The organism is Candidatus Flexicrinis affinis (genome assembly GCA_016716525.1).
In the GTDB taxonomy this organism is placed as follows: domain Bacteria; phylum Chloroflexota; class Anaerolineae; order Aggregatilineales; family Phototrophicaceae; genus Flexicrinis; species Flexicrinis affinis.
Map to the genome: position 1 here is coordinate 298517 of JADJWE010000010.1, position 26361 is coordinate 324877.

27 protein-coding genes and 1 pseudogene are annotated in these 26361 nt (G+C 63.3%); 13 read left to right on the forward strand and 15 right to left on the reverse strand.

All coding sequences use genetic code 11. The annotated features are described in order from the left end of the window. Nucleotides 1-10: 10 nt before the first annotated feature. From IPM16_23480 to deoC, 4 genes are read right to left on the reverse strand one after another with little or no spacing between them, the layout of a single operon-like run. A complete protein-coding gene (locus IPM16_23480) occupies nucleotides 11-232 on the reverse strand; it encodes a type II toxin-antitoxin system HicB family antitoxin (GenBank protein ID MBK9126070.1) in 222 nt (73 codons plus the stop codon). Between the two features lie 3 nt (nucleotides 233-235). After that, nucleotides 236-478 carry a YgiT-type zinc finger protein gene (locus IPM16_23485; GenBank protein MBK9126071.1) on the reverse strand — a complete coding sequence of 81 codons (243 nt, stop codon included), beginning with the start codon at nucleotides 476-478 and terminating at the stop codon, nucleotides 236-238. Continuing rightward, entirely contained in the window at nucleotides 471-788 is a 318-nt protein-coding gene (locus IPM16_23490) for a DUF4258 domain-containing protein (protein MBK9126072.1), read from the reverse strand. The genes IPM16_23485 and IPM16_23490 overlap by 8 nt, the downstream gene beginning before the upstream one ends. A 7-nt stretch (nucleotides 789-795) precedes the next feature. Continuing rightward, nucleotides 796-1815, reverse strand: coding sequence for a deoxyribose-phosphate aldolase (deoC, locus tag IPM16_23495; GenBank protein MBK9126073.1), 1020 nt, complete (start codon nucleotides 1813-1815; stop codon nucleotides 796-798). Nucleotides 1816-1911: 96 nt separating this feature from the next. Between deoC and IPM16_23500 the strand changes: the two genes are divergently transcribed. From IPM16_23500 to IPM16_23530, 7 genes are all read left to right on the forward strand, one after another. Continuing rightward, nucleotides 1912-2292, forward strand: coding sequence for a hypothetical protein (locus IPM16_23500; GenBank protein MBK9126074.1), 381 nt, complete (start codon nucleotides 1912-1914; stop codon nucleotides 2290-2292). Between the two features lie 64 nt (nucleotides 2293-2356). Continuing rightward, entirely contained in the window at nucleotides 2357-2770 is a 414-nt protein-coding gene (locus IPM16_23505; GenBank protein MBK9126075.1) for a hypothetical protein, read from the forward strand. Between the two features lie 119 nt (nucleotides 2771-2889). Continuing rightward, entirely contained in the window at nucleotides 2890-3276 is a 387-nt protein-coding gene (locus IPM16_23510) for a hypothetical protein (protein ID MBK9126076.1), read from the forward strand. A 540-nt stretch (nucleotides 3277-3816) separates the two neighbouring features. Next, the gene (locus IPM16_23515) at nucleotides 3817-4764 is read left to right on the forward strand and encodes an ABC transporter permease (protein ID MBK9126077.1); all 948 of its coding nucleotides are present in this window, start codon (nucleotides 3817-3819) and stop codon (nucleotides 4762-4764) included. 76 nt (nucleotides 4765-4840) lie between these two features. After that, nucleotides 4841-5845: a DNA (cytosine-5-)-methyltransferase gene (gene dcm, locus IPM16_23520; GenBank protein ID MBK9126078.1), complete on the forward strand. Its 1005-nt coding sequence runs from the start codon at nucleotides 4841-4843 to the stop codon at nucleotides 5843-5845. Further along, on the forward strand, nucleotides 5776-6513 hold the full coding sequence (locus IPM16_23525; GenBank protein ID MBK9126079.1) for an A/G-specific adenine glycosylase: 738 nt from the start codon (nucleotides 5776-5778) through the stop codon (nucleotides 6511-6513). Before dcm ends, IPM16_23525 begins: the two co-directional genes overlap by 70 nt. Further along, entirely contained in the window at nucleotides 6500-7699 is a 1200-nt protein-coding gene (locus IPM16_23530; GenBank protein MBK9126080.1) for a restriction endonuclease, read from the forward strand. The genes IPM16_23525 and IPM16_23530 overlap by 14 nt, the downstream gene beginning before the upstream one ends. A gap of 285 nt (nucleotides 7700-7984) precedes the next feature. On the opposite strand, the gene IPM16_23535 is transcribed toward IPM16_23530, so the two are convergent. Continuing rightward, nucleotides 7985-8962 carry a hypothetical protein gene (locus tag IPM16_23535; GenBank protein MBK9126081.1) on the reverse strand — a complete coding sequence of 326 codons (978 nt, stop codon included), beginning with the start codon at nucleotides 8960-8962 and terminating at the stop codon, nucleotides 7985-7987. Between the two features lie 43 nt (nucleotides 8963-9005). Here IPM16_23535 and IPM16_23540 point away from each other — a divergent pair, with 43 nt between their 5' ends. Next, the gene (locus IPM16_23540; GenBank protein MBK9126082.1) at nucleotides 9006-9923 is read left to right on the forward strand and encodes a hypothetical protein; all 918 of its coding nucleotides are present in this window, start codon (nucleotides 9006-9008) and stop codon (nucleotides 9921-9923) included. Nucleotides 9924-9937: 14 nt separating this feature from the next. Then, nucleotides 9938-10891, forward strand: a complete 954-nt coding sequence (locus tag IPM16_23545; protein MBK9126083.1) for a glycosyltransferase family 2 protein — start codon at nucleotides 9938-9940, stop codon at nucleotides 10889-10891. 417 nt (nucleotides 10892-11308) lie between these two features. Here the strand turns inward: IPM16_23545 and IPM16_23550 are convergent, their stop codons facing one another. Further along, nucleotides 11309-11857 (reverse strand): cob(I)yrinic acid a,c-diamide adenosyltransferase, encoded by a 549-nt coding sequence (locus IPM16_23550; protein ID MBK9126084.1) that lies wholly within the window; start codon nucleotides 11855-11857, stop codon nucleotides 11309-11311. A 130-nt stretch (nucleotides 11858-11987) separates the two neighbouring features. Here IPM16_23550 and recA point away from each other — a divergent pair, with 130 nt between their 5' ends. Further along, nucleotides 11988-13070, forward strand: a complete 1083-nt coding sequence (gene recA, locus IPM16_23555; GenBank protein MBK9126085.1) for a recombinase RecA — start codon at nucleotides 11988-11990, stop codon at nucleotides 13068-13070. Between the two features lie 417 nt (nucleotides 13071-13487). Here the strand turns inward: recA and IPM16_23560 are convergent, their stop codons facing one another. From IPM16_23560 to IPM16_23600, 9 genes and pseudogenes are all read right to left on the reverse strand, one after another. After that, complete coding sequence (locus tag IPM16_23560; protein ID MBK9126086.1) at nucleotides 13488-14129, reverse strand: bifunctional 4-hydroxy-2-oxoglutarate aldolase/2-dehydro-3-deoxy-phosphogluconate aldolase; 642 nt, start codon at nucleotides 14127-14129, stop codon at nucleotides 13488-13490. Between the two features lie 169 nt (nucleotides 14130-14298). Next, nucleotides 14299-15267: a sugar kinase gene (locus IPM16_23565; GenBank protein ID MBK9126087.1), complete on the reverse strand. Its 969-nt coding sequence runs from the start codon at nucleotides 15265-15267 to the stop codon at nucleotides 14299-14301. Between the two features lie 2 nt (nucleotides 15268-15269). Further along, the gene (locus IPM16_23570) at nucleotides 15270-16256 is read right to left on the reverse strand and encodes an NAD(P)-dependent oxidoreductase (GenBank protein ID MBK9126088.1); all 987 of its coding nucleotides are present in this window, start codon (nucleotides 16254-16256) and stop codon (nucleotides 15270-15272) included. Between the two features lie 9 nt (nucleotides 16257-16265). Further along, entirely contained in the window at nucleotides 16266-17144 is an 879-nt protein-coding gene (locus tag IPM16_23575; protein MBK9126089.1) for a carbohydrate ABC transporter permease, read from the reverse strand. 6 nt (nucleotides 17145-17150) lie between these two features. Then, a complete protein-coding gene (locus IPM16_23580; GenBank protein MBK9126090.1) occupies nucleotides 17151-18044 on the reverse strand; it encodes a sugar ABC transporter permease in 894 nt (297 codons plus the stop codon). A 78-nt stretch (nucleotides 18045-18122) separates the two neighbouring features. After that, the gene (locus tag IPM16_23585; protein MBK9126091.1) at nucleotides 18123-19379 is read right to left on the reverse strand and encodes a sugar ABC transporter substrate-binding protein; all 1257 of its coding nucleotides are present in this window, start codon (nucleotides 19377-19379) and stop codon (nucleotides 18123-18125) included. 359 nt (nucleotides 19380-19738) lie between these two features. Continuing rightward, a complete protein-coding gene (locus IPM16_23590) occupies nucleotides 19739-20896 on the reverse strand; it encodes a mandelate racemase/muconate lactonizing enzyme family protein (GenBank protein ID MBK9126092.1) in 1158 nt (385 codons plus the stop codon). Between the two features lie 163 nt (nucleotides 20897-21059). Beyond that, on the reverse strand, nucleotides 21060-21863 hold the full coding sequence (locus IPM16_23595; GenBank protein MBK9126093.1) for an IclR family transcriptional regulator: 804 nt from the start codon (nucleotides 21861-21863) through the stop codon (nucleotides 21060-21062). Continuing rightward, nucleotides 21860-22932, reverse strand: a pseudogene (locus tag IPM16_23600) (dipeptidase). Before IPM16_23600 ends, IPM16_23595 begins: the two are co-directional and overlap by 4 nt. Before the next feature lie 98 nt (nucleotides 22933-23030). Here IPM16_23600 and IPM16_23605 point away from each other — a divergent pair. From IPM16_23605 to IPM16_23615, 3 genes are all read left to right on the forward strand, one after another. Further along, nucleotides 23031-23939 carry a dihydrodipicolinate synthase family protein gene (locus tag IPM16_23605; protein ID MBK9126094.1) on the forward strand — a complete coding sequence of 303 codons (909 nt, stop codon included), beginning with the start codon at nucleotides 23031-23033 and terminating at the stop codon, nucleotides 23937-23939. A gap of 12 nt (nucleotides 23940-23951) precedes the next feature. Further along, nucleotides 23952-24716, forward strand: coding sequence for an SDR family oxidoreductase (locus IPM16_23610; protein MBK9126095.1), 765 nt, complete (start codon nucleotides 23952-23954; stop codon nucleotides 24714-24716). Between the two features lie 270 nt (nucleotides 24717-24986). Continuing rightward, a complete protein-coding gene (locus tag IPM16_23615) occupies nucleotides 24987-26207 on the forward strand; it encodes a mandelate racemase/muconate lactonizing enzyme family protein (GenBank protein ID MBK9126096.1) in 1221 nt (406 codons plus the stop codon). The last annotated feature ends 154 nt before the right edge of the window (nucleotides 26208-26361 follow it).

The window sequence follows — 26361 nt, forward strand, 5'->3', positions numbered from 1 at the left end:
ACCCGTTAGCCTAACCGACTGCCTTGTAGATCGCCGGACGATAGCGCGGCTCGGGGATCGGAAGTCCTTCCTCGGCAGCAACGCGGAGCCACAGATCTCTTGCGATCTGCACCTCGCGGACAGCGTCTTCAGGCGTTGCGCCAGACGCCGAACAGGGTTCGAGGTCTGGAATATCGGCGATCCATTCGCCGTCCGCTTCGCTCCAGAATACGTTGATGTGATAATCGTGCATGGGTCACGGTCCCACGAGCGACTCAAGGTCGATGACCGCCACAGGCTCAAATCGATCAGGTACCGCGCCGTCATGAATCGAGTGCACGATCATGTCGTGTACGTCCGGTCTGAAGTACTTCTCGCCACACTGACTGCACACAAGAACGGGCACGTTCTCGAACAAGTAGCGCGTACCATCGACTTCGAGAAAATGCGTAATTCGTCGTTCAATCAACTCGCCGCCGCAGTGGCACTTGTCATCCATGCTGCTTCCTCGTCCTCATGTCTGCTTCCCAGCGATCGGAACTGGGTTCGTATACGGTGATCACTTTGCGATGTGGCGGATACGAGACCTGTATATGAAGCGGCCGTCCAGCCTTCGTTAAGCCAAGCAGAAGGCAAGAAGGTCCGTACTTGTCGTTCGGGTAATCCTCTATCACTTCACCTGCCTGTATCGCCTCGTCGATCTCGTCACTTAGGATACGCCGCTGAGCGGACTTCTCGTGTGCGTGTGCGCTCAGTATGAAATTGCGGTCTCTATAGTGTTTGCGAATTTCTTCGTCCGCCGGTGGCATTTAGCCCTCATCCCATCGGCATGTGGTGCTTGGCGGCGTAGCGGCCGGTAACGTGGTGCGACAACTGCCGTTCGATGTCCGTCAGCAGGCCGGACGCGCCGAAGCGGAACAGGTCGGGCTGCATCCAGCGCACGCCGAGCTCTTCGCGCATCAGGGATTGATAGTTGAGCGCGTCTTTCGCCACGCGGATTCCGCCGGCCGGCTTGTAGCCGATCAGGTAGCCGGTGCGCTCGTAGTATTCGCGGATGGCGCGCGTCATCACGAGGCTGACCTCCAGCGTCGCGTTGACCGACTCCTTGCCAGTGCTGGTCTTGATGAAGTCGGCACCGGCCATCATGGCGACGAGGCTGGCTTTGGCGACGTTGGTCAGCGTCCCCAGTTCACCGGTCGCCAGAATGGTCTTGATGTGCGCGTCACCGCACGCCTCGCGGAACGCCTTGACCTCGTCGTACAGCTTCTGCCACTCGTTGCGCAGGGCGTATTCGCGGGTGATGACGATGTCGATTTCGCGCGCGCCGGCCTCGACCGACGCGTGAATCTCTTCCACGCGCTGCTTGAACGGGCTGAGTCCGGCGGGGAACCCGGTGCTGACCGCCGCGACCGGAATGTCGGTGCCTTGCAAGGCGGCGATCGCGTCCGCTACGCGCTGGTGGTAGACGCACACCGCACCCACGGTAATTCCCGCGTCTGCCATGCCCAGCGCTTCGAGGATGTCCTCGCGGACGGGATTGCGCGCCTTCGCGCAGAGGCGCTGCACATTCGAGGGCGTGTCGTCGCCGCTGAGGGTGGTGAGGTCGATGCAGGTCACGGCCTTGAGCAGCCATGCGGCCTGCGCGTCCTGCTTGACGCTGCGACGGGCGGGGATCGTCTTGGCGCGGCGCTCGGCGGCGCTGCGGTTGACCCGCGCCCGGTTCACCCAGCCGAGGTCGAGCGGCATGCCGGGGTTACGTTTGAGTTCGGCGGACGGTTCAGGGACGGCGGCCTGCTTGACGCCGTTCCCGTTGATCGAGGCTGTTTTTCGGGCCATCGCACGCGCCTTTCAAAATGATCGTATAATCCAGTATAGCACGGCGGACTATCGCTGCGCGGCACCTCCCCCCGTCGGTCGATCGAGGAGGCCTGCATGCCGGTCACCAGCCAGTGGGACGACTCGGACGAGACGATCGTCCGCAACGAGTTTTCCGGAAAATGGACGTGGGACGAGTTCTTCGCGGCCAATAAGACGGCGGCGGATTTGATTGCGTCCAAGCCCTATCGCTGCGACATCATCGCCAATATGCGCCCCGGCGTGATGGAATCGGCCGCGCCGGCACTGTACAACGCCCGCGAGGTGATGCGCACCTACCCGGGTAATTTCGGCCTGCTGGTGGTCGTCATCAACCCGTTGATCGGGATGCTCGCCAACGTGTTTAAGCGCTTCGACGCCGAGTTGGGCAACAAGGTCGTCAGCGTCGCCTCGGTCGAACAGGCCCGCGAGCTGATCGCACGAGAGCGCGCGCAGTAAGCCGCCTGATCAACGCACATCCTGTCCCTTTGGTTCGGACAAGCTTGAGAGGAGGAGGCACGTCATGGATGATGCGAGCAAACTTCTGATTCTCGGTGGAGTCCTCAATATCGCGTTTGGCTTGGTCAACGGGATTCCCATTGCGTTGCAGCGCCAATCGCAGCCGGACTACTCGAAATATCTCCGGCTGATCCATGTCGGCGCGCTGATGTGGGGACCGATTCTGATCAGCCTTGTGCTGGCGCTGCAGCTGTCGCCGCTTGACGCAGGGATTGAACTGGTCGCGGCGGGTCTGATGGTTGCGGCGTCGATCCTGCTCAACGTCAAAGATACGCTGAACTGGCGCATGGGCGTAAAGGACGAGTTTGCCGAGAAACCGCGCATTCCGCAGGTGATGGGCGGGCTGTTCTTTCTCACGAGTCTCGTGAGCATCGCGATCATCACGCTGGGAGTCGTGCAAGGGGTCTTCAGCACGTAAGCGCATCCGACGTCCTTAATCTTTGCCGTCACAATCGTGACCTATAATCCTGCCAACTGCGTTCTCAAGTGTGAGAACGACTCTAGTGTCCGAATGATTGGCTGGAAGGCAGTGGCGATATGGCGGATGTAACGGTAGAGTGGGACGACGCCGACGAGACGATCGTTCGGGTGACGTTTATCGGGCGCTTCGCGTGGGACGAGTTTTTTGCGGCACAGGAACAGGCTAACGTCCTGATCGCAAGCAAGTCCTACCGCTGTGACCTGATCGCCGACCTCAGCCGCGGCCGCTCGACCAACGCCGCCCCTGCGCTGATGAACGCCAAGAAGGTCCTCGAGACATCCCCCGACAACCTCGGCCTGTTCGTCGTGATCACGTCGACTCTGGCGAACATTATCATCACGGCGCTCAAGCGCCTCGATCCGGCGCTCGCGGCCCGCGTCCTGACGGCGACACGGCTTGAGCAAGCGCGCCATCTGGTCGCCATGTCGCGCGAGCGGGCATAGCGGGCAGCCGGACCGCGCCCTCCGGAGAGACCGAGCGAGCGACACGTGAACACGAGGCGGTTCGTCGCGAATGCTTTCGATTGTCACCCCGGGAGGCATACCCCGTTGAACCGGCAGAGATGTAACTTGGCGGGTAGACGACACGAGCAGGCCGCGGAACGGCTTGTAGAGGCGACCCGCCGGGTCGTCCCGTGGGGGGGGGGGGGGGGGTGCGGGCCCGCGGCCCCGGGCCCCCCCCCCGCCCCCCCCCCGGGGGGGGGGGGGCCCAGCCCGCGGGCGCCCCCCCCCGGGGGGAGGGGGGGGGGGGGGGGGCGGGGCAGGGGGGGGGGGGGGGGGGGGGGGGGGGGGGGGGAGGGCGGCCGCCGGCCGGCCCCCCGCCCCGGCCCCCCCGCCCCCGGGGGGGGGGGGGGGGGGGGGGGGGGGCCCCCCCCCCCCCCCCCCCGCCCGCCGCCGGGGGGGGAAGGGGAAAGGGGGGGGCCGGAGGGCGGAGGGCGGCCGGGGGGGGGGGGGTGAGGTCTGTGCGACGCGGGGTGAGGCGCCATGACTCGCTTCCTGATCCGCCGTATCGCCCTGCTGGGCGTGACTATGCTGTTCACGTCGATCGTGATCTTCGCGCTGACGCAGGTGCTGCCCGGCGACATCGCGCGCTTGCAGCTCGGGCGTGAGGCGTCCGAGGCCGCACTCGAGGCCTTCCGCGATCGGGCCGGCCTGAACGATCCGCTGCCAATGCAGTACGTCCACTGGCTGGGCGGATTCCTCACCGGCGACTGGGGGATCAGCTACAGCGCCGGCAATCCACCCGTTCAGCCGCTGGTGCTGGCGCGCCTGTCGAACACGCTGCGCCTCGCCGCGCTGACGCTCGTGATCGCCGTGCCGCTGTCGATCGCGCTGGGCGTGGTGGCGGCGCTGCGCCAGAACTCGTGGGTCGACAACCTCATCTCGCTGCTGTCGCTGTCGGTCGTCGGCCTGCCCGAGTTCGTCACCGGCGTCGTGCTGATCAACGTGTTCGCTACGGGGTTGGGCTGGTTCCCGCCGACCGCGCTGATCGCGCCCGATTTCACGTTCGGCGATTGGCTGCGCACGCTGACCCTGCCGGCCATTACGGCGACGTTCGTGCTGCTCGGCTACGTCGTGCGCATGACCCGCGCCGGCATGCTGGAAGAACTGCGCCAGCCCTACGTGCAGACCGCCACGCTCAAGGGGCTGCCGCGGCGCACGGTGATCGTCAAGCACGTGCTGCGCAACGCCCTGATGCCGACCGTGACGGTGGTGGCGCTCAGCGTGGGCTGGCTGATCGGCGGGCTGATCGTGATCGAGAACGTGTTCAGCTTCCCCGGCCTCGGCGCGCTGCTGATCGAGGCGGTGGAGGGCAAGAACATCCCGCTGCTGCAAGCGTGCGTGATGGTGGTGATCTTCTTCTTCGCGCTGGCGAACCTGATCGCCGACCTGCTGTACGCCGCGCTCAACCCGCGCATCCGGTTGGGATAGGGGCGCGGCGGCGCACACGTCGGCCACCTTTCGTGCTAGAATCAGCGGGTAGAATTTGCCCGGACAAAGCTAATCTATGCCTAAAGTCAGCAAGCTCACGTTTATCGATCTCTTCGCAGGTATCGGCGGGTTCCGAATCGGGTTTGAACGTGCCGGATGCACCTGCGTGTTCTCGTCGGAGTGGAATAAGTATGCGCAGGAGACGTATGTTGCCAACTACGGCGAGTGCCCGGCAGGCGACATTACGAAAATCGCTTCGGAGATAATTCCCGATCACGACATATTGACGGCCGGATTCCCCTGCCAGCCATTCAGTATTGCTGGCGTCAGCAAGCACAACGCGCTGGGAAGTGCGCACGGGTTTGAGCACGAGACACAAGGCACGTTGTTCTTTGATGTCGCGCGGATCATTCGCGACAGGCAGCCGGCGGCATTTGTTCTTGAGAACGTCAAGAACCTGAGAACACACGATAAGGGCCGGACATTTCGAGTCATCATGGAAACGCTTCAAGATGAGCTGGGATATCACGTCGAGTATCAAATCATTGATGCCCGGCGTGTTGTGCCACAACATCGTGAGCGGATCTATATCGTCGGATTCCGCGAGCCGCGTGCGTTCAAGTTTCCGGAGCTGACGGACGCAAAACACAGCGTTGCGGACATTCTGGAGCCAGAGGTTGAGGACAAATACACTTTGACTGACAATCTTTGGGCGTATCTGCAGGACTATGCCCGTAAGCACAAAGCAAAAGGCAATGGCTTCGGTTTCGGGCTGGTCGACCTCGCTGGAGTGACCAGAACGTTGAGCGCCCGATACTACAAGGATGGCTCGGAAATACTCATCCCGCAGGACGGCAAGAATCCACGGCGCCTTACACCGCGCGAATGCGCGCGGCTCATGGGCTATCCGGACACGTTCAAGATCGTTTGCAGCGATATGCAAGCCTACAAGCAGTTTGGAAACTCTGTCGCTGTACCGGTCGTGGAGGCCATTGCGAGGGAGGTCGTAGCGTGCCTGAACAGCCCCGTGGTCGACACACAGGATCGAGAGAAGCTACCAACACAGCCGATCTTGATCTAGGCACAATTGAGACAATTCGCGATGTCTTGATCCGCTGGGGTGCCGAAAACTACCGCGAATTTCCCTGGCGCGCCCCGGAGCAACCATGGCACGGTCTGACTGCGGAGATTCTGCTGCAGCGGACGCGCGCGCAATCGGTTATCCCGGTATATCTTAAGTTCACGAACAGGTTCCCCACGCCACTTGATTTGGCAACAGCATCGGTAGAAGAAATCGAGGATGTCATACGTCCGCTCGGGCTCCGGTGGCGCGCGCCACTGCTCAAGCGGCTCGGAGATACTCTGCAGCGGCTGTACGGCGAGGTGCCGGAAACCGAGAAGGCGCTTCGGAAGCTCCCCGGCGTGGGGCCGTACGCAGCTGGCGCGTATCTCAGCCTTCACGCGAACAAGCGCAGCACCATTATCGATGCTAACATCGTACGCTTCGTGGGGCGATTGATGGATCGACCGACCGACGCGGAGTCGAGACGCAAGAAGTGGGTCCGTGACGTTGTTGATGCGCTTACGCCCGGTGACGAGGTGCGCAATTTCAATTACGCGCTCTTGGATTTCACGATGGAGATTTGCGCACCGAAACCGCACTGTGATAAATGTCCTGTCGGAGAGCAACTATGCGCTTACAAACATCGACTATCTGTTGGAAGTGTGACTCCAGATGAGACTGACTGATCTATTTTCCTCAGTTGCAGTAAAGGTCTTGCGCACTGTAGATCTACCTGGCCGAGGTTCCAATCAACACGAAGTGAACGGTGCGGCCGCGCTGCGAGACTTCTTCCAGACGAGCGAACGACTTCAAGGCGAAATCAAGTGGTATTACTTCAGCGAAGACGAAGAGGTTGTGACTGCTGACAGTACGTTCACGTTTTATGACGCCAGAGTGAAGAGTGCAGCCCGTACAGGCCGCTCTGAGTGGCGACTGTACTACTACGGTGATTTTCTCTCAAGGGCAACCGAAGGCGACTTACTTGTGCTTGCCCGCGACAAGAATTCGAGCGTTCACGCTCTTGTGTTCGAGAATGATTCCAGTTGGGTACATGCTGCACGTTATCTCTTCGGGTTCGATAGCGAAGCGGAACAGCTCGTCCTGCTTCCGGAGGAGAGTTTGTCAGCGACTTCCATCGAGTTTGCAAGATCACAGATTCTTGAAGCTCTCGAGATCGCAGTGGACATGTTTGATGGCGATCGCTACCTGGACCTTGTCACGCGAAGGTTCGGGAACCACTTTCCATCAACCAAAGACATGTCCGACTTCGCGCGATCAGTTGAAGAAGTTGATGCGAAGGTCGATCCAGACACTGCACTCACAACCTGGATTCAGTGCGAAGAGAATCTGTTCCGGGCTATTGAGGCCGTGCAGGTGAAGGAGAAACTTGCGGTTGGTTTCGAGGATGTCGATGACTTCATAAGCTACTCGCTTTCGGTGCAGAACCGCAGGAAGTCAAGGATGGGGCATGCGCTCGAAAACCATCTGGCTGCCATCTTCGACGCACACGGCCTAATGTACGAGCGTCAAGTGAGGACTGAAAAGAAGAAATCGGCCGACTTTCTGTTTCCCGGCGGCAGCGAGTATCATGATCCAGACTTCAACGCTTCGCTGCTGGTTATGCTTGCGGCGAAATCCACACTAAAGGATCGATGGAGGCAGATACTCACCGAAGCTGACAGGATTCCTTCAAAGCATCTTTGCACGATCGATACGCGAGTTTCTCGTGAATCGATAGATGAAATGCGCAGCAAGGACGTGATTCTGATCGTGCCCCAAGCTGTCAGACCTGCATATCTCCCCGACCTGCAACGGGTCATGCTTTCAGTTGGTGACTTCATCGCGCAGGTGCAGCAGAAGCAGTTACATTGAATAGAGAGTCAGGACATTGCCGCACGTACGAATCCTACGGTAGAAACAGACACAAGGGATAGAGATGCAATTCGATACCAAGTATGATGACCCGTTTCGACGTATCTCCTCACTTGATCTGCGGCGCGAAGCGGACAATGTATCAGTGCTTAAGCGAGACAATTATTCATCTCATGTTTTCGACCGGCACGCGGCGAAAATCAGATCAGAGATTCTAGTCCAGAGGAAGTAAGTTCTCAGGAGAGGCGAGGAAGCGATGTCTCCGCGCACGTCTCGGAAAGCCTCCTAGTCGCCGCATCCCCGCCACCCACCTACGGCTTGATAACGCCGTGCGGCGCGCACTTGCATCCCCTCGCGCGGTGCGCCAAAATGGACGCCTGCTGCCCCGGTCTGCACGCAGGTCACAGGATCCGAGTCGACATGGAACTTCCGCTGCCGTCTAACGAAACGCTTGTCGAGTACAGCGAGTCGATTCCGTGGCAGATGATCGAAGACCGAAAGCGCGCCTTCAACGACGCCGTCAAGGAATTGGCCGACTCTGGCAGCGACGCCCCGCTCGACCTCGACGCGCTGCATAACCACGTCGGCCTGCCGATCACCGCCTACTATCCCGACGCGCCGCCCGAGCAGGGTAACGTGTTCCTCGCCGAGCACAACGGCCACACGTTCGTGATGGGCAGCACGGTCAGCGCGCGCTACCGCAGCGGCAAATCCCACGCCAAGGCCGTCGTGCCGTACAACTTCAACCCGTCGGTCAATCACACCAATCTGGCGGTCACCGACGCGCCGACCACCCAAATGCGCGCGCTGGGTGCCGAACTGGAGCTGGGCCTGCTGCACCCGGACGGGCGCGGCCCGGTCGAAAACGAGATGCAGACGTTCATCCGCGCGTACTCGCAGCACGCGCGCCGGATCGGCGTCACCCCGCAGATCGACCGCGAGGCGTGCCAGTATCAGGTCGAGTGCCACGTCGCGCCCGGCGTCGGCTATCAGCTCACGCGGGCGTCGCTCGACGGCATCATGGCGTCGCTGATCGCCGCCAGCGAGGTCACCGGCCTGACCACGGCCATCCTGTCGGCCTACCCGATCCTGAGCGACTTCAAGCTCAGCGAAGACTCTAAGGTGATGACCGCGCGCGATCTGATGGTGTGGGTCAACGCCGCGGTCCCCGAATACGGCGAAAAACTGGCGCGCACGAAGGATAAGTACGGCATCGACCCCGACGCCAACGTGATCGAGGTCTTCCGTATTCAGGGCTGCCACATCCACCTCGACGTGGCGGCGCGCTCCGGAGGCGCTCGGCCTCTTGCAGTTCATGACCTTGCTGCGCAGCGCCACGGCCATCGCCAACAGCGCGATCCTCAAGGGCGGGCCGTTCGTCAACGGCACGTGCGACGCCGAGCTGTTGTGCGTCCGCGAGTCGATCCGGTCGACCACCATCACCGGACGCACGCTCGACATGCCGCTGACGCCGCACCTGCGCCCCGGCGACCTCGACAAATACGCCGATTTGCTCAAGAGCGAACGCGTCAACTCGGTCGTGCGCGCGCTGTTGTACGAGGACGGCCTCGGCATCCCCAACAGCGCCATGCACAACCCGATGGGCCGTCTGCGCCCCGACCTGGGCAGCACCAAGCGCATCTGCACGCTGGAGTCGACGGGCATGCCGGTCAACATTTCGGCGTCGCGGCAGGCCGCCGTGCTGACCGACTTCGAGTTCAGCCACGCGCTGATGGAGAACTACTTCCGCGAGCACGGCCTCAACCTCGACCCGATGCGCGAGGACAAGACGCTGTGGGCGATCCTCGGCCCGCTCGACATCGACACCTTCCACGCGCAGCACGCGCAAAGCGACCGTCTCGGGCATGAATTGACGCTCACGACCGCCGCCGGCACCGAGATGAGCGTGCCGGAGTTCTATGAGATGAAGCGCATCTACCTGCACAAGCATCTGGTCGACGTGGCGCAAATCCGCCCGCGCGACATCGACGACGTGTACAGCAGCTTGCAGCGCATGCTCGTGCCGCCGTCGGGTCAGCAGGCCCAGACGGTCGAGCAGTATATCTGCGACACCAAGCTGCGCAGCACGGGCAACTGGGGCCGCATCCTGCGCAACGCGTTCATCGAGGAAGGCGGCACGCCCGGCACCTCCAACCCCGACGCCGTGCTGCGTGTCGTCACGCGCATGCACGCCGCACTGCGCCAGCGCTACCTGCAAGATTGAGGCGCGCAAAACTGGTGCAGCAGTCGATCTCCGTCGTCATCCCGGTCTACAACGGCGCGCTCAGCATCGGGGAACTGGTGCGCCAGCTTCACGAGGCGCTGCCGGCGCTGGCCGCACGGTTCGAGATCGTGCTGGTCGAGGATGACGGGCGCGACAACAGTTGGGACGTCATCCAGCAGCTTTCCGAGCAGTACCCCGGCACCGTGCGCGGCTTCAAGATGGCGCGCAACTTCGGGCAGCACAACGCGCTGCTGTGCGGCCTGCGCGCCGCCACCGGCGACGTCATCGTCACGATGGACGACGACTTGCAGCACCCGGTCGATCAAATTCCGCTACTGCTGGCCGAACTCGACAAGGGCTTCGACGTCGTCTACGGCACGCCGCAGCGCGAGGAGCACAACCGTCTGCGCGCGCTCGCCAGCCAAATCACTAAGCTGGCGCTGCAGAGTACGATGGGCGCGGAAACCGCCCGCAACATCAGCGCGTTCCGGGCGCTGCGCCGGCACATCGTCGCCGCGTCGAACGACTACAACGGGCCGACCGTCGTGCTCGACTCGCTGCTGACGTGGGGCACGCGGCGCTTCTCGGCGGTGAAGGTGCGTCACGATCCGCGCACGCTCGGCGCGTCGAACTACACGTTCCGCAAGCTGCTGAACTACGCCGCCAACATGGTCACCAGCTTTAGTATCGTGCCGCTGCGGATCGCCTCGGTGCTGGGCTTCGGCATGACGCTGTTCGGGATCGGCGTGCTGATCTACGTGCTGGTGCGTTACATGTTCGAAGGCAGCCCGCCGGGGTTCCCGTTCCTCGCGTCGATCATCGCGCTGTTCGGCGGCGCGCAGCTCTTGGCGATCGGCATCATCGGTGAATACCTCGCCCGTATGCACCTGCGCACGATGGGTCGCCCCTCCTACGTCGTCCGCGAGACGACGTCCCCCAAGCCGCCGAGCGTTGAAACGCCCGGCTAAACGAGGTGGCAGTCGTCAGGTGCGGCGCAGCATGCTGCGCCCCCTCACCCCAAACCCCTCTCCCTCGCAAGCGGGGCGAGGGGCTTACAAAGACGCGCATATAGTGCGTAAGGATGCGGCGGCCGTGTTAGAGTGAAAGACGGACCCAGAGGCCACAGAGAGTGCCGTTAGGGTGTCCCGCGGCGGGGTATGCGCCCCCTCACCCCAAACCCCTCTCCCTCGCAAGCGGGGCGAGGGGCTTCAGAAATCTCACGCGTGCCCTACACCCCTCTCCTCGGGAGAGGGGCCGGGGGTGAGGTCAGCGGGGTGAGGGCTTTGTCTGCGGGCGCAGCATGCTGCGCCCCTACGACTACGACGCACGATCGGCCAGCGCGCACTCCGCGTGATGGCTGACGACTGATTCCTGACTCCTGACGACTATTCCCGCGATGACCAGACGACATCGGGCACGCCGGCGAGCATATTCTCGAGGCGGGCCAGCGTAAACAGCCAATCCGACAGGCGGTTGAGGTAAACCGCGGCGGCGGCGTTGACGGGTTCGTTGTCCGACAACGCGACAGTCAGGCGTTCGGCGCGACGGCACACCGTCCGCGCGACGTGCAGTTGGGCGGCGGCGGCGGTGCCTCCGGGCAGGATGAACTGCGTCAGCTCGGGCAGGCGCTCGGTCATCGCGTCGATGTCGCGCTCCAACGCCGTCACGACCTCGTCCGTGATGCGCACGACCCACGCCGGTTGGGCGTCGAGCGGCGTCGCGAGGTCGGCGCCGAGGTGGAACAGCGTATTCTGCGCGGCGACCAACGCTTGCCCAACCTCGGCCTGCGGGCTGCACGTGCGCGCCACGCCGATCACCGAATTCAACTCGTCCACCGTCCCGTACGCCTCCACGCGCAAATGCGCCTTGCTCACGCGTCCTCCTGCGAATAGGCTGGTATAGCCATCGTCGCCGGTCTTTGTGTAGATCTTCATTGTTGGACTCTCCACTCGGTGATCGACCGTTGACCGATATAGACCAAATGTGCTAAAATTTGGCGGTAACATTCCATGCGATAGACTCACGACTATGTATACCACATACGCAGAGAAGGACGATCGAGCGATGGCACCTCGGCGCAAGGCAAAGCAGGACGACGGCGATCTGTTTGACGGCGCCGACGGCGCACCGGTCGAAGAAGGCAAGCGCAAGGCGCTCGAAAGCGCGCTTTCCGACTTGACCAAGCGGTTCGGCGACGGCACGATCGTCGCGCTCGGCGAGGCGACGCACATGGTCGTCGACACCATCCCGACCGGGTCGCTCACGCTGGACATTGCGGTCGGCGTCGGCGGGGTGCCGCGCGGGCGCATCACTGAGATTTACGGGCCGGAGTCGTCGGGCAAGACGACCCTCTGCTTGCACGTGGTGGCCGAAGCGCAGAAGCGCGGTGGCCTGGCGGCGTTCGTCGACATGGAGCACGCGCTCGACCCGACCTATGCGGCGCGTATCGGCGTCGACCTCAATCGCCTGTACGTCAGCCAGCCCGATACCGGCGAGCAGGCGTTGGAGATCACCGAGACGCTGGTGCGGTCCGGCGCGTTCGACATCATCGTGATCGACTCGGTCGCGGCACTGGTCCCGCGCGCGGAAATCGAAGGCGAGATGGGCGACAGCCACGTCGGTCTGCAAGCTCGTCTGATGAGCCAAGCCCTGCGCAAGCTGGCCGGCGCGATCAAGCAGAGCAACGTGTCGGTCATGTTCACCAACCAGATTCGCGAGAAGGTCGGCATTATCTACGGCAGTCCAGAGACTCAGCCGGGCGGGCGCGCGCTCAAGTTCTATGCGACCGTGCGCCTCGACATCCGCCGTGTGCAAGCGATCAAGGTCGCCGGCGAAACGATTGGCAACCGCACCAAGGTGCGCGTGACCAAGAACAAGGTGGCCGCGCCGTTCCGCGAGGCGGAATTCGACATCATGTTCACAGCCGACGAGGCCGGCATCAGCAAGACCGGCGAGATCGTCGACTTAGGGGTGGACCTCGGTATCATCGACAAGCGTGGCGCGTTCTTCCGCTATGGCGAGTTGATGTTGGGGCAAGGGCGCGAGAACGCGAAGGTGTTCCTGCGCGAAAACCCGCAGACGGCCAGCGACATCGAGGCGCAGATCCGGGCCAGCAACGTACGGTTGGCGGTCGGCGGAGACGAGTAGCGATCGCGTGATTTGTGGGCGAGTCCGTCAGCAAACGGCGGATTGAACCACAGAGGACGCGGAGAACACAGAGAAGGACACAGGGCGAGCCCACGGCTCGCCCTGATGATTCCCACGATATCGTGGTCTCCGTCGGACGCGATGTATCGCGCCCCTACGAATCACCGCGCCGGATTGCGGAGCATGCACGCGGGCGACCCGCCGCCGGGTGCGCTGCAGCCTTTGTGGATCAACGTCTTTCCCGTGGACGCGATGTATCGCGTCCCTACGACACCGCGCCGGTTTCGCCCCTCTCCCTCAGGGAGAGGGGGTTGGGGGTGAGGGCTAGTGCCGGTCGCCCCTACGACCCACCGCTGGGTGCGCTGCGTCAGTTCTTGCCCTTACTCATCACTCAAGACTCATCACTCATCACTTCCCCTACCCCCGGCGCGCCTGAGCGAACAGGCTGACGAGCAGTTGGGCGGTGTCGCGCAGATAGTCGATTTGCGCGGGCGAGCCGTCGAACCGGCGCGAGACCAGCGTGCTGCCGATGCCGAACGCGACCGCCCCGGCGCGCACGAAATCCGCGAGGTTCGGATCGTCGATGCCGCCGGTGGGGACGAAATGTACGTCGTCCAGCGGCGCGCGAAGCTGCGCGAGGTACTTCGGGCCGGCCGGCATCGCGGGGAACAGCTTGACGTAGCGCGCCCCTGCTCGAACGGCCGTGCGCACCTCGGTGGCCGTATACGCGCCGGGGATCGGCTCGATGCCCCGCTGGCGCGCGCGTTCGATCACCGGCGGGAACGTGTCCGGCATCACCACGAACTGTGCTCCGGCCCCGACCGCTGCGTCGAACTGCTCGACGGTCAGCACGGTGCCGGCGCCGACCAGCATGCGTCCCTGCCACTGACGCGCCAGTCCGGCGATCATGTCGAGCGCGCCCGGCGAGTTCATCGTGACCTCGACCGCGCGGACACCGCCTTCGTGCAGCGCGGACGCGATCGCGTGGACCTGTGCCGCGTGATCGCCGCGTACGATGGCGATGATGCCGGTCGACGTGATGATCGACATATCGGTCATGGAACATTCCCTTTCAACGCAGCAGTTGGGGCGCTGCCCCAAGCCCCGGCAGGAGTTTGCACTCCTGCACCTCGTCACTCGCGGTTTGATGCCGCATGCGGCATCAAACCGCAGAAACGGGAGTCCAGAGGGCGAAAGCCCTTTGGAAATCGTCTTCTCTTGTTGCCCCTCACCGCCGAAGCAGCGCGGACTGATCGCGCATGACGCGCTCGACCTCGGCGCGGGTGACGAAGGCGATATCGCCGGCCAGCGACAATTTTAGCGCGGCGAGCGCGGCGGCAAAACGCAGGGCGGTCTCCAGCGGTGCGCCGGCCCGCAGTTGGTCGATCACGCCGGACGTGAAAGCGTCACCTGCGCCTAGGCGGTCGATGATCGTGGTCGGCACGGCGTCGACATGATGCGCCGTCGTACCGTCATACGCCGCCGCACCCTGCTCGCCGGACGTCACGATCACCGTACCGCCCCAGCGGTCGTGCAGTATGTGCGCGACATCGCCCAACTCGCCTTTGACGCCAAACAGCGCATCGGCGTCACGGCGGGCGACGAACGTGATGTCGGCAGCTTTGCACAACGGTTCGAGGGCCGCGCCGGCGGTCTGCGGCGGCCACAGCAGCGCGCGATAGTTGACGTCGAACGAGACTGTCAGGCCGGCAGCGCGCGCGCGGTCGAGCGCGGCGCGTACGGTCTGCGCACACGTGTCGCTCAACGCCGGCGTAATGCCAGTGAGATGCAGCCAGCGCGCCTGCTCGATCCATCCGGCCGGGACGTCCTCGGGGCGCATCAGGCTGGCGGCCGAGTGCTTGCGGTCGTACCAGACCTGAATCCCGCGCGGTGACGGCCCCAGCTCCACGAAATAGAGCCCAAGCCGCGCCTTCGGATCGAACGCGACGGCGTCGCAGTCGACGCCGTAGCCGCGCATGGTGCGCACGAGTTGATGTCCGAGCGGGTTGTCCGGCACGCGCGAGAACCACGCCGCACGATGGCCGAGCCACGCGAGGTTGGCCGCCACGGTCGACTCGGCGCCGCCGAAGCTGATCGCCAGCGTTTCGGCCTGACCGAGGCGCAGCGGCGGCGGCGGAACGATCCGCAGCATGGTCTCGCCCAGTGTCACGACATCGAAGCGGCGTGGTTCGTTCATCGTCACACGCTGGCGACGACCCGCCGCGTCGCCGCGTCGTCGATCATCTTGAAAATGTCGTACTCCGGCACGTAGCCGAGCACGTCCATGGCCTTCTGGATGCTGGTTTCGTAGCGGTAGTCGGTGGTGAACAGCCGCACCTCGCGCACCGGCAGGCCGGTGATCCGCGACATGTAGCGGATCGCCTCGTCGAACTTGAAGCTGTGCCGCCCGCCGATGTTGAACGTCTCGCCCACGGCGGCATCATGCGTGAGGCCCAGCGCGATCCATTTGCACAGGTCGCGCACGTCGCACACGCCCATCATGAACGGCTCGCCGTTCTGGTTGAGGCTGATGTAGTGCTGCTCGGATTCGGTGGCTACGGCCTGTAACGCCGCGATCGTCTTCTGCACCGGCTCGGTCTGCGGCATGCCCTGAAGCTGGCGAATCTTGGCGTTGACGTGGAAGCGTGGGCCGGAAACAGGCCCGGTCGCGTCGAGCAGCTCGTCAGCCGTCTGCGTGTGCGAGAAGCGCAGGATGACATACGGGATGTCGTGCTGCTCGCCGAGGTTGCGCACCATCGTCTCACCCAGCAGTTTGGTCATGCCGTACGGGCTGGTGGGCAGGGTCGGGTGGTCTTCGGTGATCGGCAGGCTGCGCGGGTTCAGCTCGGGATAGACCTCGCCCGAGCTGGCAAACGCGAAGCGCTTCAGCCCGCGCCCCTTCGCTGCCGACAGCAGTTGAAACGTGCCGGTGACGTTGATCTCGAACAGCCGCGTGAGATCCTTCGGATGCCACGCCATGAGCGCGGCGAGATGCGCGACCGCCTCGACCCCGTCCAGCGCCCGTTCGAGCGCATCGTTGTCGTTGAGGCTGCCTGCGAGGGCGTCGTCCAGTCGGTCCGACGGCTTGACGAGATCGAAGCCGCGCACCCAATGGCCCTGCGATTTCAGATAGTCGGCCAGCGCGGAACCGATCCGCCCGCTGGCCCCGGTAACGAGGACACGCATAGTAACGCTTTACCCTTTCAGGCCGCCTAGCGCGAGGCCGCCCCGCAAATACCGCTGCATAATCGCAAACACGACTAACGCCGGCAGCGCAGCGACTACCGACGTCGCCATCATTTGCTCGATCTCGATCACGTATTGGCCGATGAACGAATACAGGCCGAGGGAGATCACCCACTGCTGCGTGTTACTGGTCAGCACGAACGCCAACAGGTAGTGATTCCAGCCTTCGAGGAAGATGAACAGCGCCGTTGCGGCGATGCCGGGCATCGCCAGCGGAAGGGTGACGCGGATGAAGGCTTGAAAGCCGTTGCATCCGTCCACCAGCGCCGCCTCTTCGAATTCGTGCGGGATGGTTTGGATATACCCCCACAACACCCAGATCGCCATCGGCAGCATGAATGTCGTGAACGCGATCGTCACGCCCAGCGTCGTGTCGATCAGCTTGAAATCCCGGAAGATCAGGAAGATCGGCACGATCAGTGCCGACGCCGGCAGCAGTTGACACAACAAAACCAGAAAGATGAAAACCATTCGCCCGCGGAAGCGGAAGCGATTGAGGCTGTAGGATGCCAACAGCGCGGCAGGCAGGACGATAGCCGTCCCGCCGAGCGTAATCGCGATGGTGTTGCCGAGCCACGTCGCCAGCGGGCGTTCGGCGAAGATCGACTGATAGGCTTCGATACTGAACTGGTCGGGCAGCAGCAGCGGCGCGTTGGTGAGGCTGTACCCTTCCGGTGTGAACGAGGCCATCACCATCCAGTAAAACGGGTAGACCACCGCGATGGTCGATGTCACCACCAACACGAAGAAGCCGAAACCGGCGATCATGTGGCGGCGGCGAGCTTGCGCCTTGAGTGCGAGGTCGACTTCGAGGGGAGTGGGCGGCAAAGGCGCTCATGTTTCAACCCTCTTCTCGTCGCGGCGCAGGATGACGAAGTAGGTCACGACCAGCACCAAGCTCAGCACGAACGACAGCATCGCCAAGGCCGAACCGCGCCCGAGACGGTTGTTGATGAACGCCTCTTGATACGTGTAGACCGACAGCACGCGCGTCGCATCGCCCGGGCCGCCCTGCGTCAGCGTCCATGCGATCGTGAACAGCTTGGACGACCAGATCGTCAGCAGCGTGATCATCGTGATGCTGGCCGTACGGATCGACGGCATCGTGATGTGCAGGAAACGCTGGCGGGGGTTGGCCCCATCGACCTCGGCCGCCTCGTACAGCTCGGCCGGGATGCTCTGCAGGCTCGCCAGCAGGATCAGCGTGACGGCAGGGAACAGCCGCCAGCTCGTCGTGATGATGATGCTGAGCATGGCCGTGTCGGACGAATACAACCATGTTCGGCCGGATTCGATGACCCCAAGCCCTTTCAGAACCTGATTGATCGGCCCGATCTGCGGGTTGAACATGACGAACCAGATCAGCGTGACGACCAGCCACGGTGTTGCCCACGGGATGATCATCAACGTACGCACCAGCCACCGCATGCGGAAGTTCTGATTCAGGATGACCGCGACGAACAATCCGACGGTGTAGCTGATAACCACCGTGCCGGCCGTATACACCAGCGTACGCGTAACCGACGTCCAAAAGTCGTCGCGGTTCAGCATGCGCGTGTAGTTTTCGAGGCCGACGTATTCTCGCTGCGAGAAGCGCAAGAGCTGCGCATCCGTAAAGCTGATCTCTGCGCTGTACACCATCGGATAGAAGATGACCAGCACCATGATAATGGCCGCCGGCACCAGCAGAAGATACGGGATCATTCTGCCGCGAAGCGTGTACGTCACCGCGGGCACCCTTTCTACTCAGTAGCCAATACGAGGCAGACCGGGTTTGCCCGATCTGCCTCGTTGGAGCGCGGCGGATTACATCTGGTCTTCGAGGAATTCCTCTACTTCTTCCTGAAGCTCGGCCATCGCCTCTTCGACCGGCTTGTCGTCATACATGACCTCAACCAGCTTGTTGTTGATCATGGATTGCAGACTGCCGTGGTAGATCTCGAGGCCCGGCGCGGCAACCGGCACGTAATTGGCGAGGTCTTCGGCGAAGAAGGCGAACCACGGGTTGTCGCCCAGATAGCCTTCGGAGACGGAGCCTTCGACCGGGTTGATCGTGCCGCTGCTGTTGGTCCAGACCTGCCCCCACTCGGTGGTGGCGATCGACTTGATGTACTCGCACGCCACTGCAAACGTCTCGTCGTCGAGGCCGGCGGCGATGCCGATCAGGTTGTTCGGGCCGCCGGTCGGCAAGCCGCTGTCGGTCGGGATACGGTGGATCTCGACGTTAGCCGCCAGTTCCGGATTCTGTTCGCTGACGACCGCCCAGTACCACGGGCCGTCGATCGTCATAGCGACCTTGCCGCTGTTAAAGAACGCATACTGCGACGGCGCGCCGTCGACGCCGATCGGCATTACGCCGGCATCGAAGAGATCCTTGAAGAACTGCACGCCCTGAATGACCTCAGGTTCGGTGAACGCGGGTTGTCCGTCCTTCGTCCAGTGGCCGCCATAGCCGACCACCATGTCGAGCACCGACTCGTAGAAGCGCGAGTGCGCAGTGTTGGTCAGCACGAGGCCGAACTCTTCGTTGGCGGGGTTCGTCAGCGCGATGGCCGCGGCCTTGAACTCTTCGAAGTTCGTCGGGATTTCAACGCCGGCGGCTTCGAACATTGGCTTGTTGACCCACAACGCGAGCGTGCGGGCCGACAGGTTCAGCGCATAGATGTTGCCCTCTTCATCGACGGCATAGCTGTCCTGTCCGTCGACCTTCTCGACGATGTCGGTGCCGGCGAAGCAGTCGTTCAGCGGGGCCAGCACGCCGAGGTTCATGTACTCGAACACGTTGAAGCCGGTGACCTCAAGCAGCTCGGGTGGGGTGCCTGCAGCAACCTGCAAGTTGATCTGGTTCCAAAGTTGGTCGATCGGGAACGCAAAGCGCTCGATCGTGACGTTCGGATTGGCTTCCATGAAGGCATCAGTGGTGCCTTCCCAGAACGGCAGGTAGGCGGGATCTTCCCACTGCCACGAAGCTAAACGGAGGGTCACCGGGTCGTCCTGTGCAGAGACGGAGAACACGGCAATTAGGCTCAAAAGTGCGACGACAACAATCAGACGGCGCTTCATGGATTAACTCTCCTTAGTTTCCAACGGATCGAAAGCGCGGATGGGGGACTGGTAACGGCAGTCATCAATCAAAGGCCTCCCTCCTTGACTGAATCGCCCTCAGCGATCGACAGCGAGAATATAGAATACATTCCTATATTATGCAAATCCCTCCTATGTTATGCACGTCGATGCCGTTAAGGTTTCGCCTCCACACCTCCACAAGGGGTTTGCACCCCTTGACCCCGTCTCTGCGCCGGTGGCCACTTGCGGCCCGCCGGCGCGGGATCGGGGGTCCAGAGGGCGAAAGCCTTCTGGCTGGGTTCGGGGCAGTGCCCCGGCAGAACGAGAGATTTCACGCAGAGTCACGCGTCGGCCTCCTACGACTGCAACTGGCGCAGGCGCGCTTCGTCGATCTCGATGCCCAGCCCCGTGCCTTCGGGCAGGTGATAACGTCCGCGTTCGCACACCAGCGGCGTCTTGAGCAATGCGTTCGCCAGTTCGAATACCGGCGGCTGGTATTCGAGCATGTACAGGTTCGGGATCGCGGCGGCGGCGTGGATCGACGCGCTGATACACGCGCCCAATCCGACGCTCAGATGCGGCGCGACCGGGATGTTGAACGTCTCGGCCATCTGCGCGATCTTGATCAGTTCGGACAGCCCGGCACGCCCGACATCCGGCTGAAGCAGGTCGGCGCCGCGCCGCGTGAGCCACGGCTGGAACTGGTAGCGTGTGCGTTCGGTCTCGCCGATGGCGACCGGGATCGCAATCGCGCGGGCCAGCTCAACGTGCGCGTCGATGTCTTCCGGGTTGATCGGCGCTTCCAGCACTGCCGCGTCGAGCGCCTCCAGATTGCGCCCCAACCGCACCGACTCGTCCAGCGAGTACACCCAATGCGCGTCGAGCAGCAGCGGCGAGTCCGGCCCCAGCGCGTCGCGCAGCGCGGCGATGCTGGCGGTGTCTTCCTTCACGCCAAACCCGGCCGCGAGTTTGAAGGCGTGGAATCCCTTCGTCGTCCAGTCGAGCGCCAAAGCAACGCGCTCGGGGTCGGTCGGCTTCGGCAGTCCGGAGACGTAACACGGGATGGTCTCGCGGTACGCCCCGCCGAGCAGTTGATACACCGGCTGACCCAGCAGCTTGCCGCGCAGGTCCCACAGCGCGATGTCGCACGCGCTGATGGCGTCCAGCATGAACCCGCCGTAGTAGCCGCGCTCGCGCATCAGGTCGTACATCACGTTCCACAACACGCCGCCATCGAGCGGGCTGCGGCCCACCAGAACCGGCGTCAGAAGCTGCGTGACGATCGTCTGCACGACCTCCGGCGCGACCGGCGCCAGCGCCTCGCCCCAGCCCACCGCGCCGTCGTCGGTGACGATCTTGACGAACGTCGTCTCGAAATACGCCGAATACAGCGCCCGGTACGGCGGACGCACGAAATACTGCCGGTCGCCCGCACCCTGCGGCAGCGCGCCCAAATACGCTACGTCGCGCTTGATGCGGACGGGAATGGCTTCAACGGTGGTGATGCGGCTCATGCCTACTCCTGTGACTTACCCGGTCCATTCGGGGCGCTGCCCCGCCCCCCGCCAGAAGGCTTTCGCCCTCTGGACTCCCGATCCCGCGCAGCAGAGACGGGGTCAAGGGGTGCAAACCCCTTGTGGAGGTGTGGAGGCGAAGCCTCCGCAATCGTGTCCATTCCTACATCATCCCGGCGGCGGTGATGTACCCCAGCCGCATCGAGACGCGGTCGCACAGTTCGATGATGTTTTCGACCAGCTCGGCCCGGCGCGCGTCCCAGCGCGTTTGGCTGAGCGGCCCGCTGAAGCTGATCGACCCGACGACGCGCGCGGATTTGTCGCGGACCGGACCGGCGATGCACAGTCGTCCGAGCGCCAGCTCTTCGTTTTCGATGGCGTAGCCCTGCTGGCGAATCTGATCGAGCTGTTCGAGCAGGGCGGGTTTGGTCGTGATCGTCTTGACGGTGTAGGGGATCAGCCTGAGCCGGTCGACCAACTTGATGCGCTGCGGTTCTGGAAGATGTGCCAACAGCGTCTTGCCCATGGCGGTGGCGTGCAGCGGGTTGCGCTTGCCGATCAACGTGTACGGGCGCGGATTGTCCGGCGTCTCGATGTGCGCCAGATAGATGATCTTGTCGTCGTCCAGCACCGATAGGTTGACCCCGAGGTTCACCCGCTGCGAGGCGGCCTGCATCTCGCTGAGGGCCGCGTTGCGCAGGTGGTTGTGGTTGAGCGTCACGCCGGCCAGCGTCAGGATCGCGCGGCCAAGCCGGTACATACCGGTCGCCGGGTCTTGTTCGACGAAGCCGTCATGTTCCAACGTGCCGAGGAGGCGCGAGACCAGGCTGGGGGTGAGGTCGAGCCGCTGGCTGATGTCAGTCATGCGCAGTTCGGGCGTCTCATCGGTGAAGCAGGTGAGGATGCTGAGCGCACGCGACACGCTTTGCGTCAAGCCGGTTGCCACCGTCGGACTCTTGGTTCTCATCGCCATGCCTCTCTCAAAATACGAAGCCAGTTGCCGTGCATGATCGCTTCGACGTCGCTATCGGAAAAACCGCGCGCCTGCAGCAGCGGGATCAGGCGCTGCAAGTCGCCGATGGTGTCGAGGTCGTCCGGCGCCTGCTCGCGGCCGAATCCGCCGTCGAGGTCGGAGCCTATGGCGGCGTGACGGGCGTTCCGGTCGCCTGACACACGTGGTCGATATGTTCCGCCACGCGCGCCAAGCCGATGCCACGGTTGCTGCTCTGGCCTTTCACGAAGCCGAACTCGAGCATCCATACGTCGAGCGCCGCGCCAATGACCGCGCCACGCGCCGCCAGCGCCTTGATCTGCGCGTCGTCCAACTGGCGCTGATGCGCCACCAGCGCGCGGCAGTTGTTGTGGCTGGCGATCACTGCGCCGTCGAAACGATCGAGCGCCTGCCAGAACCCGCGGTCTGACAGGTGCGTAACATCGAGGATAACACGATGCGCAGCCATTTGATCGAGAAGGTCGAGTCCGGCAGGCGTCAAACCGCCCTCGACGCCGGTGCCGCCAGCGTAGCGGCCCATGCCCTGATGCGCCGGCCCAATGACCCGCACGCCGACCTCCACCCAATCGCCGAGCTGGGCGGGATCGAGGATCGCGTCGGCGCTTTCCATGGCGATCACAATGCCGACGCGCGGAGGGGCTGCGCCGGTGCGCGCCAGCGACTCTTCGACGGATGCGACATGGGCGTCGAGCGCCGCGGAGTCGGTGATGATCGCCGCCTCGCCGCTGTACGCCAGCGCGTGGTAGTAGGCGAGGTGTCCGCGGGCGATGCCGTAGGTCTGGGTCGGCGATCGAAAGTCCACGATCGGGTTGAATACACCGGTGCTGCGCGCCATCAAGGTCGCAAAGCACAGCGCGACCTTGCCTTGCCGCATCTCGGGCAGCGCCACGGTGTTCTGCGCGCGGCCTTTTCCGGGCGTGCCGGCCTCTTGCGCGCGGATCGTGTGCACGGACTGGGTGAGGTCGCGGCCCCATTGGAGCGCGTTCCAACCCAAGTCCAGATGTGCGTCCACGATCCAATTCATAGGAAATCATCCTATATTGTAGAAATAATTCACATCATGCGATACAGTATAGAGCATCCTGCGGAGACCGGCAACTCACCGCCGAGCGAGGAGTCCTTATGGCGCTGGCAGGCATTTTCCAGATTCTGCACACCCCATTTTCCGACGACGGCCGCATCGACTGGGAGAGCTTCGCCAACCAGATCGACTACTGCATCGCGGCGAAAGTGCACGGGCTCGTGCTGCCAGCGATGGCCAGCGAGTTCTTCTCGCTCAGCGACGAAGAGCGCTTCGAGGTGGTCGAGTTCGCGTCCACGGCGATCGACGGGCGCGTGCCGTTGGTCGTGGGCGTGCAGGCTATCACGCTGCACATGGCGCTCAGATTTGCCGAGCACGCCATCGCCCACAAGGCCGATGCGCTGATGGCGATGCCGCCCTACCTGCGCAAGGCCGCCAAGCCGGAGGTCGAGGCCTACTACAAGGCGTTGGCCGGCCTCGGCATCCCGCTGATGATTCAGAACGCGCCGGCCCCGGTCGGTACGCCGCTTGGCCCTGCCGAGCTCGCCACCCTGCTGCAGACCGTGCCGAACCTGTGCTACATCAAGGAAGAGGTTCCGCCGATACTGCAGCGCATCACCAAGATCCTCGATCTCGCCGGCGAGCACTGCGACGGCGTGTTCGGCGGTGCGAACGGCATCTACCTCGTGGACGAGCTCGAACGCGGCGCATGTGGCAACATGCCCGCCGGTGGGTTGGTCGACGTGCAGGTGAAGATCTACGACCTGTATGTTGCCGGCCACAAAGCCGAGGCCGAGGCGCTCAGCAACCGCGTGCTTCCGCTGCTGAACTATGCCGCGATGTACGGCGTGTCGTTCCACAAGTTCGTGCTGTGGCGGCGCGGCGTGCTGAAATCCCCGCACGCACGCGATCCCCAGCGCACCGACCTCGACGCCGGCGACATCCGCGCTATCGATCATCTGTGGCCAATGATCGCCGATGCGTGCCTGCCGGAGTACCCGTATCGCTAAAGGCGGTTCGTGATGAATGCGTTTCAAGATCGCGTTGCGATCGTCACCGGCGGCGGGCTGGGAATCGGGTTCGGGACGGCGACGGTACTGGCTGAGCGCGGCGCGGCGGTCGTCATCGCCGAACTTAACCCGGAGTCCGGCCAGCGCGCGGCGGAAAAACTGACCGAGCGCGGCCTGACCGCACACTTCATCCAGACCGATGTCACCGACCCAGCCAGCGTCGACTCGCTGGTGATGCTGACTGCCGCGCAGTTCGGGCGGATCGATGTGCTGGTCAACAACGTCGGAATCGTCGTGCGGCAGGCGTTCGACGACCTCACGCTGGAGGCGTGGAACGGAGTGTGGTCAGTCAACATGACCAGTATGATGCTGTGCGTGAAGGCATGCCTGCCGCATCTGCGCGCCAGCCCACACCCGGCCATCGTCAACATCTCGTCCATCAATGCGCTGCGGACAATCGCCGGAATGGGCGCGTACCCGGCCACCAAGGCCGCCATCATCGGATTCACACAGAGCCTCGCCATCGACCTCGCGCCGCACATCCGCGTCAATGCCGTCGCCCCCGGCGTCATTATGACCGAGATGTGGCAGTCGCAGATGGACGACGTCGAGTCCGCAATCGCCTACCGCCTGCCGTATATCCCGCGCGGGCGTGTCGGTCAAGCAGTGGACATCGGCAAGGCGGTCGCGTTCCTCGCCAGCGACGACGCCGACTTCATCACCGGCGAGGTGTTGATCGTGGACGGTGGACAACATGGCAAGCTGTACGCGGGGTAGGCATGAACCTCTTCAAGGGGTTTGCACCCCTTGACCCCATCTCTGCGCAGCGGGATCGGGAGCCCAGAGGGCGAAAGCCTTCTGGCAGGGTTTGGGGCAGCGCCCCAACACAAAGGATGCGAAATGACTCTTCTGTGTGGACAAATGATCGCTGAATTTGAGGGGACGACCCGCCGGGTCGCCCCTACAACGCGTCTCCGAATCCGTGTGGCTGTCCCCCTGACTCATCACCCATCACTTCACCCTCATCACTCAACATAGGAGCGTGTTATGAAGATTGCGTCGGTTGAGGCGATCCCGATTCAAGCCTCGATGCAAGAGGTCTACTGGGGCAATCAGTCGTGGGGGCACGCCAAGTCCAGTGACAAGGCCGCGCCCGGCCTGCCACCCGGCGACGACCGCAGCACGTTCCCCTACTTCTGGCGAAGCCGCGCCGCCTATTCGACCACCGTCGACACGACGATGATCAAGATCACAACCGACAGCGGAATCGTCGGTTGGGGCGAGGCAAAGTCGCCGGTCGCGCCGCGTATCACGGCGACTGCGGTACGCGACCTCGCCGCCGGCCTGTTGATCGGCCAGGATCCGACCGACCCCGAGCTGCAGTGGGATCGGCTGTACGGCGCGATGCGCATTCGAGGCGGATCGCACGGCTTCTGGATGGACACCATCAGCGGGATCGACATTGCGCTGTGGGACATCACCGGCAAGGCATACGACCTGCCGGTCAGCACGCTGTTGGGCGGGGCGTTCCGCGACCGCATCAAAATCTACGCCTCCGGAATCCCCGGCATGCGCGCCGATTCGCCGCCGGAAGCGTGGGATCGCCTGCAAGCCACCGCCGAAGACGTTCGGTCGCGCGGGTTCCACGGCACCAAGATGGGCATCGGACTCGGCGTCGAAGGCGATTTGCGCTCGGTGCAAACCGTCCGCGACACGCTCGGCCCCGACTTTATGATCTTCGTCGACGCTGCCGGTATGTACGGCCTGACCGACGCCCTGCGCCTCGGCCGCGGGCTTGAGCCGCTCGAGGTCGGCTGGCTGGAAGCGCCGGTGCCGCCGGAAGACTTCGAACTCAGCGCACAGTTGACGCAGGCGCTCAGCATCCCGATCGCCAGCGACCAGATCTTCAACCGCTGGCAGGTGCGCGACCTGATGCTGGCCGGCAGTATCGACGTCGTTCAGCCGGACGTGTGCCGCACAGCAGGGATCAGCGAGTGCCGGCGCATCGCGGAGATTGCCGACGCGTTCGGCAAAGCGGTAACTCCGCATGTGAGCATCGGATCGGCGGTGCAGTTTGCGGCCAGCGCGCACTTGGCGGCGTCGTTCCCGAATCAAACATGGATGGAGTTTTGGTACGGGAACAACCCGATCGGCAACACCATCCTGAAAGCCCCGATGACGGTCGAGAACGGCTACCTGCTGGTACCGGACGGCCCCGGCCTCGGCATTGAAGTCGATGAAGACGCGCTTATGCGGTTTGCGGTGTAGGAACCCTCACCCCTAACCCCTCTCCCTCAGGGAGAGGGGAACAGAAACACAAAGCAATGACAGAGACTGTCAATACACGAAAAGGTCCCAATTGGTCTCACACACTTCACCAGATTTAGCTCGTGCGACCTTCAGAGCGATTTGAAGTTGGACC